This is a genomic window from Undibacterium sp. RuTC16W (genome assembly GCF_049339445.1).
Taxonomy (GTDB): Bacteria; Pseudomonadota; Gammaproteobacteria; order Burkholderiales; family Burkholderiaceae_D; genus Undibacterium.
This window is the reverse complement of sequence record NZ_JBMPPE010000004.1, coordinates 316,820-331,380: the sequence shown is the minus strand read 5'-3', so window position 1 is coordinate 331,380 and position 14,561 is coordinate 316,820. Positions and strand designations below refer to the sequence as shown.

Below are 14,561 nucleotides of genomic sequence, written 5' to 3'. Positions count from 1 at the left end.
CTTCCAAATATATTGGCCGTAAATTTTACGGACAGTTTTAATGAGGGGGAATTTACGAAAATAGCGTGACATGTGCTTTAACATGACGCTCAACTCGGAAACTGCGCATATTGGCGTTTCGAAGTTTGACACTTTATAAATCATTTGCTCTTCGGTTTGTGTGCATCGTACGCAGTAAGTAGGGTGCATTTAACGCACCGAAAATACATGAACGTGCCTATAAATATCAATCCATGTATTTCCACTCTTCGATCAATATATTCAGTCAATAGCTCGGCAAACAATACCTGATCGTGGCGTGAATAGAATTCGGTGCGTGGAACGCACCCTACGCTGGCTACGAATCAGGTCGAAGAACTCATAAGATTCGGTAAGTACAATGCACTCTACGCTTGCTTACCCTAAAATTTCACGATGAGCCTTCATTGCCGCAACATTGAACAAATGTAATGACGTGCGAATTACTTCAACATTTCCTTGTTTATTTGCCATAAGATCAGCCAATTGATTAAATGCCTGCTTTGCAGTTAGCAGAACTTCACTTTTCGAATTTGGACAAAATTCACACATTGTAATTAATGACCATTCTGCTTTTCGTATGCGAGGAACGATCTCATAAACTTTCATTTGCAATTCCTCAATTCTTTTTTCCCAACCAGCCAATTTTTCAGTTGTCTCCCGTTGATCAGAATGAAGCAACATAATCATATCCTCGATAGCCTCGTTATAAAATATTGCTTGCACATAAAACCGCTTGGCCCACTCTCCTCTCCATTCTTTATCCTTTGTAATTTGTACTTTATTTTTCTCTAAAGTTCTATTTATTTTTAAACCCACAAATAAGAGAATCAATGGACTAAAGAATGGGGTCACGATTGATGCGAATTCTTTTAAATCTTTAAAATCATTTGGGTTCATTGGATACCTTACGTTAAGTGAATCTTCATTTCATAAATTTACTGATACAAAATTTGTTATCCACTTCTTCCATAAAGAGTTACACAGAGCCTAATAGGCGCAGGGTGCATTTAACGCACCAAAAATACATGAACGCGCTTATAAACATCAATCCATCTATTTCTATTCTTCGATCAATATATTCAATCAATAGCTAGGCAAACAATAACTGATCGTGGTGTGAATAGAATTCGGTGCGTAGAACGCACCCTACGCTTGCTGAAAAGAACCCTACGTTTGCTCACTTAAATATTTGAGTCAAACGGCTTTGCATCTGGTAAGAACCCAACAGCAATACACAGTGCCGTAACAAGGCCAAGAGTAGGCAATAAAATATAAAATAACGTCAGGAACTCTGGTGCCGCAGGTGGAAAAACATCAACAATCTGACCAGAACGTTTATTCACCCAAGCTACTAATGTAATGTCCTTCCCGTGATGCTCGTGAAATTCATGCAACATTGGAATTGGGTGATCTGGAATGATCGTTTGAATTTCGGCTTGCGAAGAGTTCGAATTTTTCAATTTCAAATATAAACGCCAATAACTACTTGCATGACGATATGGGTCTTGGTCAGTAAAGACTGCAGAAACGAGTAGCACTGGACGCTTCTCTATATCCTGAAACTCGCTATTTCTCAGATCATAAATAAGCAATGACCAAGCAAAGCAATGGAGTATCCCAGCCAAAAAGGCATAGCAGATGATCTTTCGGCGGAAATTTGATTTCATTAGTACAAACTTACCGAACAATTACCAGCAGGCGCAACGCGCGTAAAACTCATATTTAATTCCCTAAAAAAACCGCCCACCAGCTTTAAATTCCTCAGTCGCCTTCACCAACGCACTAGCAATCCCCGGCTCCATCGCAGCATGCCCAGCATCGCCAATCACGTGATAAGCCGCTTCTGGCCAGGCCTGATGCAGGCGGTAGGCTGAGATCGGTGGGCAGATGACGTCGTAGCGGCCTTGCACGATGACGGCTGGCAGATGGCGGATTTTGCCGATTTGCTGGATCAACTGATCTTCTTCCATGAAGGCGCCGTGCAGCATGTAATGCGCTTCTAAACGACCGATGCCGAGGCTAACCGCGTCTGACTCAAAATCTTCAATTGCTTGCGGCTGCGGCTCCAGGAAGAGGCAAGATCCTTCGTAGCGGCTCCAGTTGCGGGCGGCTTCCATGTAGATTGCGGGGTCGTCGCAAAACAGGCGTTTTACATAGGCTTGCAGCAGATCGTGGCGCTCTTCGGCGGGGATGGCGTCGGCAAAGCGCTGATGTACTTCGGGATAAAAATTGCCCATGCCGTTGACGAACCAATCGACCTCTGCCTTGGTACACAGGAAGATGCCGCGCAGGATGAAGCCGAGACAGCGCTCCGGATGTGCTTCGCCATACGCCAGCGCGAGTGTGGAGCCCCATGATCCGCCGAAGACCAGCCATTCGGAGATGCCGAGCATGATGCGGATTTTTTCAATATCGTCGATAAGCAGTGGCGTCGTGTTATTACGGTATTCGCCTAATGGTGTCGATTTGCCCGCACCACGCTGATCGAACAGGACGATGCGGTAATGCGCCGGATCAAAAAAGCGCCGGTGCGTTGGCGACGTGCCACCGCCTGGACCGCCATGCAAAAACAGCACAGGCTGCCCATCGGGATTGCCGCACTCTTCCCAATACAGGGTGTGCAATTCATCAACCTTGAGCATGCCGGTCTTGTAGGGCTCAATCGGCGGAAACAGAGAGAAATTCGGAGAAGGATTCGACATAGTTACCTGACATTTGATCACTTACTCCGGCAGATATCTACATATATACTGGGTAAGAGTATTAAAAATTGACTAGAGAGATATTGCGGGTATATACCTATTTTTGCACATACTCCCTATTTAATTGCTTTTATGCGTTTTTATACATTCCTATGCGTGTTATGCACCTTTTACGATGCAGACAACGCGCGCCAGGTCGCAAAACCTGCAAAACAAAATACGATTGATCCGATCAGATGCAGGCCGCTATGCGCCAGCGCCCAGCCATAATCACCGCGCTGCAACAGTCCCATGGCCTCTGCGGAGAAGGTCGAGAATGTCGTCAATCCCCCCAAAAAACCCGTCACGGCAAGCAAGCGCCACTCGGGGGACAAATGCGGATTCGCGGCAAAAAATGCGACGCAGATGCCGATCATATACCCGCCACCGAGATTCGCAATCAAGGTGCCGACCGGCACTTGCAGCGCGACGCTGTTGAACCAGACTCCCAGTGCCCAGCGCAGCCACGCACCCAATGCGGCACCGACACCGACGGCAATAAATCCTAATCCATTCATACTGGCTCCTTACCAGAATTTGTTGAAATCGTACCAGCGAGCTGCCATTTATTGAGTGCATGATCATCGGCTTCCCGCGCATCGACCCAGCGCGCGCCTTGGGATGTTTGTTCTTTTTTCCAGAACGGCGCTTGCGTCTTTAAATAGTCCATGATGAATTCGCAGGCGGCGAAAGCTTGTCCACGGTGTGCCGACGCGACGGCAACCAGTACGATCTGATCCAGCGGCTGCAATACGCCTACCCGATGGATCACCAAGGTATCCAGCAACTGCCAGCGCTGCCCTGCCTGCTGCACGATATCGTCCAGAGATTTTTCGGTCATGCCGGGATAATGTTCCAGCTCCATTGCCTGCACATCCAGACCATCATTGAGGTCACGCACGAGGCCAACAAAACTCACTACCGCACCGATCGCTGGTTTGCCAGCACGCATTTTTGCCAGCTCGGTGCTGACGTCAAAATCTTCAGTTTGTACAAAGACGGCCATGACGTTTAACCACCCGTCACAGGAGGGAAAAACGCGACTTCGCAGCCATCCTCAATCAACGTCGCTGCATCTGTCATCTGCTGATTGCAGGCCATGCGCAAGGCACGCCCTTCAGCAAGCGCCTCTGCCCAGACGCCGCCGCGCGCAACCAGCCAGTGACGCACATCGCCGACGGTCAGGACCGTATCCGGCAAGCTGACCAGCTCTTCGGAAGTCGCCAGCTTCTCGCGGATACTGGCAAAAAAACGTAAGTGAATTTTCATAATGGAGAAGTGAACTACAACAATCAAGACATCAGGACATGAGGCTAGCAAACGGAATAAAGCGCACCAGATCTCCCGGTGCAATCACCTGGCCTGGCGCCACATCGACCATGCCATCACCCCATACGGTAGAAGTCAGCACAGCAGAGCTTTGATTGGCGAATAGATCAAGGCCGCCACTGGCGTTGATTTTGACGCGTAAAAATTCATTGCGACGATCCGGTTTTGTCCAGGCAAAATCAGCGCGCATTGTATACGCCTGTGGCGTCACGTCGGGCACCCCTTGCAAGGCCAAAATAAACGGTCGCACAAACAATAAAAAGGTCACGAAGCTAGACACAGGATTGCCGGGTAAGCCGAGGAAGAAAGCAGCATGATTGCTATCCACATCACAGCTTACATCACCACTTACATCGCCACTTACATCGCCGGCCACACCACTACTCACAACCTCACCGAACGCCAGAGGCTTGCCGGGCTTGACCGCGATCTGCCACATATTGAGTCGCCCTTCGGCTTCGACTGCGGGCTTGATATGATCTTCTTCGCCGACCGATACGCCGCCGGAGGTGATGATCAGGTCATGCGATTTTGCCGCCATACGCAAGGTATCGCGTGTCGCTTGCAACTGATCCGGCACGATGCCGTAATCAGTGATGTCGCATCCCATGTTGTCCAGCAAACCGGTCAGGGTAAAACGATTCGAGTTGTAGATCGCGCCTGGCTTTAAAGCTTCGCCCGGCATCGCCAACTCGTCACCGGTAAAGAACACGGCTACTTTCAGCTTACGTAACACTGGCAATTGCGCCAGGCCGACTGATGCCGCCAGCCCCAACTCCTGCGCCCGCAAGCGTGTACCCGCTGTCAAAATAGTTGATCCGGCGCGGATATCTTCGCCCTGACGGCGTATCCACTCGCCGCTTGCCGGTGTATGAGAAATCGTCACCATATCGCCGTCAACGCTGCATTGCTCTTGCATCACGACCGCATCGGCTCCGGCAGGAATCATCGCACCGGTAAAAATCCGTGCTGCGGTGCCAGGCTCCAGCGGATCACCGATGTGCCCTGCCGGCACTCGCTGCGACACACGCAAACGCGCCTGCCCGCTCACGCAATCAGCGGCACGCACGGCGTAACCGTCCATTTGCGTATTATCCATCGGCGGCACATGCAACTGAGATAGCTGCGCTTGCGCCAGTACCCGACCATTTGCCGACAAGGTCGGTATGAGTTGCGTCTCGGTAATCGGTTTGGCAGCACGCAATAAAAAATCCAGCGCTTCAGCCACACTCAACATCGGTTTTTTTGTCGTCATAAAAAATCGGTAAATAGATCAATAATTAGATCAATAAATAGATCAGTGAACGGATCGATAACAGCTCTGGCAATCTAAAAAAGCACTGAAAGCAATCAATATTGGATGAACCAGATTGTATAACGATCTCAGGCTTTGTTGATGCAGCCTTACCGCGCCCAGCTTGGCTCGCTTGCAGAACGCAGGCTTGCTTCACCGTCTGCTATTACGGACGTTTTTCGGGAATATCGACCATACAACCAGCATTGTCCACAGCCTATGGCAATTGAATCACGCCACGCCCGATCTCACGCACTTTGCCGCCGACCTTGATCTGACGCTCCGCACTGATGTCGAGATAAAGATGACTAGGCCGAAGCACGTGCGCACCTTGAGAAATCGCCAGACTTGCGGGCAAATCTCGCTCGGTTGCGATCCACCAGCCACCTAGATTGGCGCAGGCAGAACCGGTACCCGGATCCTCGTTGACGCCACCGCCTGGTTTGACAAAGAAATATCGCGAACGAATTTGCTGGCGTCTGGCATCACCCTGAGCAGCAGCATCAAAGGCAAACAGATAGGCGACTCGGCGTCCCATGCTGTTTGGCGGCCAGTGTTCCAGCTGCGCACCATCTGGCTGAGCGCGTTGCACGGCATCGACGCTGTTAAGAGCAATTAGCAACTGATCTGTCCCGGTATTCACCCATAAAGGCTCACACAGCAAATCTGATTCATCCAAGCCAAAAATAGTCGCCACTTGCTGACATGAGAGTTCACACGACAGGATTTGCGGCGCTGCCTTAGTCGGCGCGATAAAGGTCCAGATATCTTGTGCCAACGCGGCAGCAACAATGCCCGCCTTACATTCGAGTGTTACGCAATTGGGTACGCTTGATTCCGCTTGAGATTGGGCTTGAGATTGCGTGACCAGCTCATTGACGACATATGCCGTACCCAGGGTCGGATGCCCTGCAAACGGCATCTCCGCACCGGTCGTAAAGATACGCATCCGTGCAGTCGCCTGATCGGATGGAAGAATAAAAACCGTCTCGGATAAGTTAAATTGCAGAGCCAGTGCCTGCATCTCTGCATCACTTAAACCATCGGCGTGCTCAAAAACACATAGAGGATTGCCACCGAATGTCGCTTCTGCAAATACATTCAATAACCGGTAAGAATAACTGCGCATGATAGATCGCCAAGTGAGGGAAGTAGCAATCATCATAACGAACATTCAGTGCATTGATGGCGTTACGAATAAAGAATCTGCGACAAACCGCATGGCTCAGGATAACCGTATCTTGACTAGTTCAATATCTCAATAATCGAACCCGCAATGCTGGCGCGACTTCCGGAATGAAATACCTCTGGAAGCGGCGCCAGCATTGCGGATTGATTATCAGGAATTTCTAAAACCTTTTAATCGACACTGCATGGAACCACTCACTCCTACTACTCCTGCCTTTTCTCTGTGTCTCCGTGACTCTGTGGTGAGAGGTCTTGGTTTTTGCGTCAGTTTTATCGATGGGATATTTTAATTTGGAAGTTTTTAACAATTCCAAAAATCAAATTCGCAACATCGATGCGCCTTCTGGAGTGAAATACCCCTGGAAGCCGCATCCAGATTGCGGATTCATTACCGAATACAGAAAAAATCAGAAATATGACATCCCTCTGACAAGCTCAAAGCGACCGCATCAGACTACGGCCACCGCCACCGCGTCTTCAAACACTGGCGCCACATTCTCTGAAATCACAGATGTCGCTGCCCTGCTGCGATTCACTGCGCTGATTACAGCTTTGAATGAGGCGCGGACGATGTTGCCATCCAGTGCAGCACCGAATTGCGTCGCGCCCTGATCAACACGCAATTCGACGTAGCAAGCCGCCTGTGCATCTGCACCAGAGGTGATCGCGTGCTCGTGATAGTCCATGAGTTTGATATTTAATCCCAGCGCATTTACAAACGCATCAATCGGACCATTGCCCTGGCCCCGCAGAGTCGCTGGTTTTCCGTTTTGGGTGATGTCGACCTCGATCTGAACCGATTCAGCCTGGGCTGTGTCCTCGCTCATGCGATGTCCGATGTAGGCGTAAGGAATCTTCTGGTCAAGATATTGCTGTTTAAAAATCGCATAAATATCGCTGGAGACAATTTCCTTACCGCTGGCATCAGTCGCCACCTGCACCGCACGGCTGAACTCGATCTGCAAGCGACGTGGCAATGACAAACCGTAATCCTGCTCCAGCAAATACGCCATGCCGCCCTTACCGGACTGACTATTCACGCGAATGACCGCGTCATAGCTGCGTCCGAGATCCGCCGGGTCGATCGGCAAGTAAGGTACCTCCCACAGCGCGTCCGGTTTTTGCTGAGCAAAACCTTTTTTGATCGCGTCCTGATGCGAGCCGGAGAACGCGGTGTACACCAGATCACCGACGTACGGATGGCGCGGGTGCACCGGCAACTGATTACAGTCCTCCACACATTGACGCACCATGTCGATATCAGAAAAATCGAGTCCTGGATGCACGCCCTGGGTATAAAGATTCAAGGCCAAAGTCACCAGATCGACATTACCAGTGCGCTCGCCATTACCGAACAAACAGCCTTCAACCCGATCCGCACCCGCCATCACGGCCAGTTCAGCCGAGGCGACTGCTGTGCCGCGATCATTGTGCGGATGTACGCTGATGATGATGGAATCGCGACGTGCCAATTTGCGATGCATCCATTCGATCTGATCGGCATACACGTTAGGCGTGCTCGACTCAACCGTCGATGGCAAGTTAAAAATCATCTTGTTATACGGCGTCGGTTGCCAAACTTCGGATACGGCATCACAGACGTTTTTTGAAAAATCAAGTTCGGTCAGGCTGAAGGATTCTGGCGAATATTCAAAACCCCATTTAGTCTCAGGATGTTGTGCGACCAGTTCTTTGACAAGCTTGGTACCGTTGACGGCGATGGCTTTAATCTCTTCACGCGACATGCCAAAGACAATGCGACGGAACGCTGGCGCAATCGAATTATACAAATGCACTATCGCCTGTTTTGCACCGACAACCGACTCTACGGTGCGACGGATCAACTCATCACGCGACTGCGTTAACACGATGATCGTGACATCATCAGGGATACGGTTTTCATCAATCAGCTTACGCACAAAATCAAAATCCGTTTGGGATGCCGAGGGGAAGCCAACTTCAATTTCTTTCAAGCCGATCTGCACCAACATCTCGAAGAATCGCAATTTTTTCTCAGGACTCATCGGTTCGATCAAAGCCTGATTACCATCGCGCAAATCGGTACTCATCCAGATCGGCGGATGGGTAATGACTTTGTCTGGCCAGGTACGGTTAGTCAATTGCACAGGTGGAAAAGCGCGGTACTTCGCTGCTGGATTAGTCAACATCATGATGAGTCCTGTTATGGTCAATGCGGGTCAAATTGGGCCAATTATCGTAATTGGATAATTGGATAAAGCGAGAATTTTGAATCGGGAGAGAATCGGTTGTGGCACCAGGCTACCTGACGGCCACAGAACACTAGGCCAGGTAACCGATCGGTAGTGGTAGTAGAGCTAGCGCACGCGCAAAGATCATCACAGCGATAACATCGCCAGAGATGAGCGTTACGAGTATGGACTTAAAGTGCATATACCAGCTTTCTACAACGTCGGACTATTTTGTTTGGAGGTGGTGCCTGAGCACCGGAGATACAGCAACAGCAGGGAGAATTACTGAGCAGCGCTTAGTAGTGGCGCAGCTAGTAGCAGCAGCGCTAGCAAAGTGCTGGCGCCGTGCGATAGAGCTAGTAGGGATTGTGATTGTGCGAGATACATGCCACTAATGTAGGCGACGATACCTCTGGCTGTCAATAGCAAACAATCACAATGTCGGAAATTACTTAGCGACTGTCGAGTGACAGTCCATTGACGAATGAGTGGTATTTAAATGACTGCTTAACATCCAACAGTCTTTTAAAATGCCACCGTCATGACGAACATACAGCTACTCATGACTGCGAAAAACCAGCGAGATAACTTACAACGGTCCATGGCAACAGACACAAATTTTATTACCATCAGGATCACGAAAATACGCGCCGTAATAATCAGGATGATATTCAGGCCGCAAACCCGGCGCCCCTTCGCAACGCCCACCAGACGCCAGCGCCACATGATAAGCACGATCAACCGCAGCCCGGTCAGACGCTAACAAAGCCACCATCTGCCCATTACCCACCGTAGCAATCTCACCGTTAAAAGGCCGGCCGATTACCAACAAAGGACGAGCAGCAAACGGAGACATCCACCCCGCCCAGGGTTTGTCATGATCACAGAATTTCAATCGTAAATCCAGCGTATCCATCAACGCAGAATAAAACGTTAAGGCTCTGGGAAAATCTGTGATGCCGATGGAGATGTGGGAGAACATGGCTTGGTTTGCTTCACGGTTATTCAGACAACAAGTCTCGTACGAAATGCATTTGGAATTGATACTGAATTAGAGTTCAGAATTTCACTGAATCAGACTTAACTATGGTTGTGCAGTACTTTCAAACAGCGTAACTAATGAATAAAACTAAGGACAGCCGAGCTTGATAAGGGTTACAACGAAATTGAACTAATTGCTACTATTCTGACATTCTGTTAATTTATTATTTAATATATTAAAACAAGTTAAGTGTCATGAACATGCAGTTTGCGTTAGTCATCATCTGGAGTAGCTTAGTCTTTTGTCCGGCGCTATGCTTTTGGGTTGTTCGACTTGTAGGCAAAAACCCCGATAAAAGCTTACGTCGACCACTTATCATTAGCGTTGGCAGTCTTGTACTGCTGTCATTCGCAATCGCTATTGGAGTCAGTTCGACAATTAGCTACATTAATTTTAGCGCATTAGGCCTCGGATATTTCGCGTACTGCTTGATCGCCGCATCTACCCAACTCATCAAAAACAAATTCGTGCGAGCTGCAGCATTTTTTGTCACCAATACGCCAATCGTGATCGGCTATGTAATGGCTACGGTTGGTTCTCTTGGGCTGTTTTTCATCGTTGCCGACTATGCGGAATCCCCGATCAAAGTGCAAAGAATATCTACATCTTTAACATGTGAAGTCCATCACTGGGGAATGGCCGCATCTGACTCTGGGTATACCGTCACTTTGTTTGAAAGTTGGCACTTATTACCGATAATCCAACGTCGCATTTACTCAGTTGCCACCAACGAAACTCACCCTACATCGGGAACTCCTCATGCAAGCTGCGAGAACGCTTTTATTCAAATGCAGAGAGATGTCACCAATCAATAGTGTCGCGTAATTGATTGCTCAAAAGGACGTAAATATGGTGGATTACTGCTAATTTTTATGTTCATGATATCAAATTAGAAAATCTACTTTTACCTTATCTCCTCCGAAACCACCCAGCCAACGACAATCTGTCGCGGGTCGCAGGCAATACTTCATGCAACATGGTGGCGGACAAAAATAAAATCATACTGCTTGCTTCGGGTGCGATGTCCAGGGACTCTGAGTCGCTGAGATGCAGGCGCAATGCGCCGCCCTGCTCTGTCTGCCAGTCTCGATTCAGATAAATGACGACGGATATCGTCCGGCGATCATCGTCTTGAAAGCGATCTTTGTGTTGCGCATAGAATGCACCGGGCGCATAAAAAGCGAAATGACTTTCGTAGTCGTCCAGGTTCAGGAATAGATCACGGTTCAATTGCTGTCGCAATGATTCCATCCGCAGCAGATATTGATCACAAGCCGGTGACTGTCCCGCCGACAACCAACTGATCTGATCGCTGCGGAGTTGCGCTTCTATTTTTGTCTGGATTTGTATTTTAGCTTGGGGACTTACGTGCATGTCAGACTTTGTTGCACGCCCCGTCTTGGCAATGCGCAATAATTGTTGGTCGTTGAGTCCCTGACACTCTGCTGCCAATGCCAGGGTTAAGTCAGCATCGAGGAAAATTGCCTGACGTGCCCAACCATATTCAACGAGATGATTGATAAAACCGGCTGGCATAGTGGATGGTGAGTCATCGTCCGCGGGAACGATGCTCACTGAATAGCGATCAACATGAAATTATTTTCTGTATAGGGTGATCAGACGATGTCTGAGGTGCATGCGAATATCATGCGGCGGGTATGGCTAATTTTGTTCATCAAACAGAAGGAGAGAAAATCTGGCAGATCATGTAGTGGTTTATCTGCGTGTTCACTCACTCATAGTAACGCTGATCGTACTCGCCCTCGGAATTCATTTACAGGGATGTCCTAAAACGTCCGTAATTGGTCTCTGATCAGGCAGTTTTTTAAGAATATGCGTGATATTCTGAGTTCACCCTCAGTTCTTCCTTCAGAAAAAACCATGTTACAACTTCGACCTAACTGTGAGCATTGCGATTGTGATCTGCCTCCTGATTCTGAGATGGCGCGCATCTGCACTTTTGAGTGCACATTTTGCGTAAGCTGCGCTGATCAGGTGTACAAGGGCATATGTCCGAATTGCGGTGGCAATCTGGTCGCCAGACCGGTTCGGCCGGCGAATAAACTCATAAACTATCCGGCGTCACAGGAACGTGTGCATAGGCCTGCGACCTGATTCACATTTTTGTTGTAAGCTCAAGCCCTGCGGCCTTCTCCACTCAATTTACTGCACATCTATTTCCATGTCTAAAAACGTCCTTACTACGCGTCATTTATTGACGGCACTGATTGTCGTGTTTTTATGGGGAATGAATTTTGTCGTGATTAAGATTGGTTTAAAAGGCATTCCACCATTTTTGATGGGGGCATTGCGTTTTATGCTGGTTGCTTTTCCTGCGATCTTGTTCTTGCCGCGACCTAAGGTGTCCTTTAAATTATTGGCGGCATATGCGTTGACGATCAGCCTCGGTCAGTTTGCTTTTTTATTTTCGGCGATGGCGGTCGGTATGCCGGCGGGACTGGCTTCGCTAGTGCTCCAGGCGCAGGCTTTTTTTACGGTCGGCCTGTCTGCGATTGTATTTGGCGACAAGCTACGTGCCAGTAACCTGATTGGCATGCTGGTTGCCAGTGCGGGATTGGTACTGCTTGGCAGTGCGAGTATTCCTAGTATGCCTGGCATTGCAAATTCTGCCAGCCAGGTAAGTTTATTGGGTTTTGCGCTGACGATTTGCGCAGCTTTATCCTGGGCCAGCGGCAATGTAATTAATAAAAAAATTGGTCCGACAGCAGTTCTGAGCCTGGTGTCATGGAGTGCACTGATTCCGATTATTCCATTTCTCTTGCTATCGCTCGTTTTTGAAGGCGGTGATGTAATTGTGCATAGCCTGAGTAATATGAGCCTGCCTTCTGCGTTGACGATTGTGTATCTGGCCGTGGCAGCGACCCTGATTGGTTATACCTTGTGGGGACGTTTATTGTCCAGCCTGCCTACGCATATGGTGGCGCCGCTGACCCTGATGGTGCCGGTGATTGGACTGACTGCCGCATGGGTTTTACTTGGTGAGGCGCTGCGCCCCTTGCAAATCATCGGTGCGCTGATCGTGATGTGCGGCTTGCTGATTAATGTGTTTGGTGCGCGCTTGCTGGAGCGTGCCCGCACTTTGTTTACCCGTTGATCCTGCGATCGTGCGTACACAAATCGTTTATTTTTTACTGTTGCCAGATACCTTGCTGATTGATCTAGCGGGTCCGGCGGATGCTTTTTTATTCGCGAACCGTTATCAGCAGAAAATTCGTTTTGAGCTGAAATTTATCAGCCCCAAGGATCGGATTATCTGCTCTATAGGATTGCAACTCAGTCCTTTATTGCCGCTGCCAGAACAGATAGAATCCGATGCGATCGTGGTATTGCCCGGTTTGGTTGGCATGGATTTTCCGTACCAGGAAGCGCATGAACAGGCCTGCATGCGCTGGTTGCGTGAACACGTCAGCGCGACACACCGGCTGGTATGCATCTGCTCGGGCGCTTTGCTGGCGGCGCATGCCGGACTATTGGCGGGTCACATGGCGACGACGCACCACGATCATTGCCAGGACCTGGCGCAGATCGACAGCTCTATCCGTGTCGAGGAAAACCGTATATTTGTTCAGCATGACAATATCAATACCAGTGCGGGCGTGACCGCCGGGATTGATCTGGCCTTGCAACTGATCAGTGATATTGCAGATCCGTTGACGGCAACAGCCGTTGCCCGGAATATGGTTGTGTACATGCGGCGCGCCGGCTCAGATCCGCAATTATCGCCGTGGTTCATGCATCGCAATCATATCCATCCGGTCGTACACAAAGTACAGGATGCGATTATCAAACAACCGGATTTTGCCTGGAGCCTGCCGCTGCTCGCAGAACTGGCCTGCACCAGTACCCGCCATCTGACACGCTTATTCAAATCCCATGCAGAGATTTCTGTGCAGGATTACATCAGTAGCCTTCGACTTTCTTTGGCGAGTAAATTATTAACCCAAACTAACTGGCCGATAGAGCAAGTCGCGCAAGCGGCAGGCTTCGGCTCGGTCAGGCAATTTCGCCGGGTCTGGAGAAACGCGTATGCAGAGCCGCCAGGGCTGCATCGCTAGAAAGCTGGGTATCAAACAACCAGCACAGCCAGCGTCTAACCACATGCAAGTAAGCCGCATAATTTGCCAGCATCTTGCGCTATCATGAGAGATATTTATTGGTACTCTGATCGAGACCCTGTCATGACCCAAATTTGCCCCAAATGCAGTTACATCCGCAAAGAGACTGACACCTGCCCGCCATGGCAATGTCCCTCATGTCAGGTCGCATACACCAAGGCGGGCGACACCATCCGGCCTCAATTACTGCACCCCGCAGCGCGCACAAATCGTCTAGACAGAGATCATTCTGCAATCTGGAAATGGCTGCTCGTTGCCGTACTACTCGGTGCTGTGTTGTGGCAACTCAAGCCAGCAGGAAGGTTTGGCAGCAAATCCACCACTCAGCAATCGGCTGACGGCAGGCAAACCATGCAACAACCCATCGTGATTTTATACGGCACTACCTGGTGCGGCTATTGCGCTGCCGCACGTGAATTCTTTAAAGCGAATGGTATTGCCTATACGGATCTGGATACAGAAAAAACCACCGAGGGCTATCAGGGGCATAAAAAACTCGGTGGCGGCGGCGTCCCTTTAATCGTTATCAACGGCGAAGTAATGCATGGATATAGCGAAGCCGGATTGCGTCAAGCTCTGGCACCATGGATAAAAAATTAG

Annotated in this window: 16 protein-coding genes; 5 read left to right on the top strand and 11 right to left on the bottom strand. The window is 49.4% G+C overall.

Annotated features, from left to right (window positions below; all coding sequences use genetic code 11):
* Positions 1-396 precede the first annotated feature (396 nt).
* The 10 genes from ACO0K4_RS10445 to ACO0K4_RS10400 all read right to left on the bottom strand — a co-directional run bounded on the left by ACO0K4_RS10445 (position 397) and on the right by ACO0K4_RS10400 (position 9,765).
* The gene (locus tag ACO0K4_RS10445) at positions 397-918 is read right to left on the bottom strand and encodes a hypothetical protein (protein WP_422956554.1); all 522 of its coding nucleotides are present in this window, start codon (positions 916-918) and stop codon (positions 397-399) included.
* Between the two features lie 284 nt (positions 919-1,202).
* Positions 1,203-1,688 (bottom strand): hypothetical protein, encoded by a 486-nt coding sequence (locus ACO0K4_RS10440; RefSeq protein WP_422956553.1) that lies wholly within the window; start codon positions 1,686-1,688, stop codon positions 1,203-1,205.
* 63 nt (positions 1,689-1,751) lie between these two features.
* Positions 1,752-2,723: a prolyl aminopeptidase gene (gene pip, locus ACO0K4_RS10435; RefSeq protein ID WP_422956552.1), complete on the bottom strand. Its 972-nt coding sequence runs from the start codon at positions 2,721-2,723 to the stop codon at positions 1,752-1,754.
* 170 nt (positions 2,724-2,893) lie between these two features.
* Positions 2,894-3,280 (bottom strand): fluoride efflux transporter CrcB, encoded by a 387-nt coding sequence (crcB, locus tag ACO0K4_RS10430; protein WP_422956551.1) that lies wholly within the window; start codon positions 3,278-3,280, stop codon positions 2,894-2,896.
* Complete coding sequence (gene moaE / locus ACO0K4_RS10425) at positions 3,277-3,768, bottom strand: molybdopterin synthase catalytic subunit MoaE (RefSeq protein WP_422956550.1); 492 nt, start codon at positions 3,766-3,768, stop codon at positions 3,277-3,279. The genes crcB and moaE overlap by 4 nt, the downstream gene beginning before the upstream one ends.
* A gap of 5 nt (positions 3,769-3,773) precedes the next feature.
* On the bottom strand, positions 3,774-4,031 hold the full coding sequence (gene moaD, locus ACO0K4_RS10420) for a molybdopterin converting factor subunit 1 (protein WP_422956549.1): 258 nt from the start codon (positions 4,029-4,031) through the stop codon (positions 3,774-3,776).
* A 31-nt stretch (positions 4,032-4,062) separates the two neighbouring features.
* Entirely contained in the window at positions 4,063-5,346 is a 1,284-nt protein-coding gene (gene glp, locus ACO0K4_RS10415; RefSeq protein ID WP_422956548.1) for a gephyrin-like molybdotransferase Glp, read from the bottom strand.
* A gap of 256 nt (positions 5,347-5,602) precedes the next feature.
* Entirely contained in the window at positions 5,603-6,514 is a 912-nt protein-coding gene (locus ACO0K4_RS10410) for a PhzF family phenazine biosynthesis protein (protein ID WP_422956547.1), read from the bottom strand.
* 508 nt (positions 6,515-7,022) lie between these two features.
* Positions 7,023-8,744, bottom strand: coding sequence for a 2-isopropylmalate synthase (gene leuA / locus ACO0K4_RS10405; RefSeq protein ID WP_422956546.1), 1,722 nt, complete (start codon positions 8,742-8,744; stop codon positions 7,023-7,025).
* 628 nt (positions 8,745-9,372) lie between these two features.
* Entirely contained in the window at positions 9,373-9,765 is a 393-nt protein-coding gene (locus ACO0K4_RS10400) for a VOC family protein (RefSeq protein ID WP_422956545.1), read from the bottom strand.
* 254 nt (positions 9,766-10,019) lie between these two features.
* On the opposite strand from ACO0K4_RS10400, the gene ACO0K4_RS10395 reads away from it, so the two are divergent.
* Positions 10,020-10,640, top strand: coding sequence for a hypothetical protein (locus tag ACO0K4_RS10395; protein ID WP_422956544.1), 621 nt, complete (start codon positions 10,020-10,022; stop codon positions 10,638-10,640).
* 94 nt (positions 10,641-10,734) lie between these two features.
* Here ACO0K4_RS10395 and ACO0K4_RS10390 read toward each other — a convergent pair whose 3' ends face one another.
* Positions 10,735-11,400, bottom strand: a complete 666-nt coding sequence (locus ACO0K4_RS10390) for a 2OG-Fe(II) oxygenase (protein WP_422956543.1) — start codon at positions 11,398-11,400, stop codon at positions 10,735-10,737.
* 306 nt (positions 11,401-11,706) lie between these two features.
* On the opposite strand from ACO0K4_RS10390, the gene ACO0K4_RS10385 reads away from it, so the two are divergent.
* The 4 genes from ACO0K4_RS10385 (at position 11,707) to ACO0K4_RS10370 (ending at position 14,561) form a co-directional block, all read left to right on the top strand.
* Positions 11,707-11,940, top strand: a complete 234-nt coding sequence (locus ACO0K4_RS10385; protein WP_422956542.1) for a DUF1272 domain-containing protein — start codon at positions 11,707-11,709, stop codon at positions 11,938-11,940.
* A 67-nt stretch (positions 11,941-12,007) separates the two neighbouring features.
* Complete coding sequence (locus ACO0K4_RS10380; protein WP_422956541.1) at positions 12,008-12,940, top strand: EamA family transporter; 933 nt, start codon at positions 12,008-12,010, stop codon at positions 12,938-12,940.
* Between the two features lie 10 nt (positions 12,941-12,950).
* Positions 12,951-13,901 carry a GlxA family transcriptional regulator gene (locus ACO0K4_RS10375; RefSeq protein ID WP_422956540.1) on the top strand — a complete coding sequence of 317 codons (951 nt, stop codon included), beginning with the start codon at positions 12,951-12,953 and terminating at the stop codon, positions 13,899-13,901.
* 123 nt (positions 13,902-14,024) lie between these two features.
* On the top strand, positions 14,025-14,561 hold the full coding sequence (locus ACO0K4_RS10370; RefSeq protein ID WP_422956539.1) for a glutaredoxin family protein: 537 nt from the start codon (positions 14,025-14,027) through the stop codon (positions 14,559-14,561).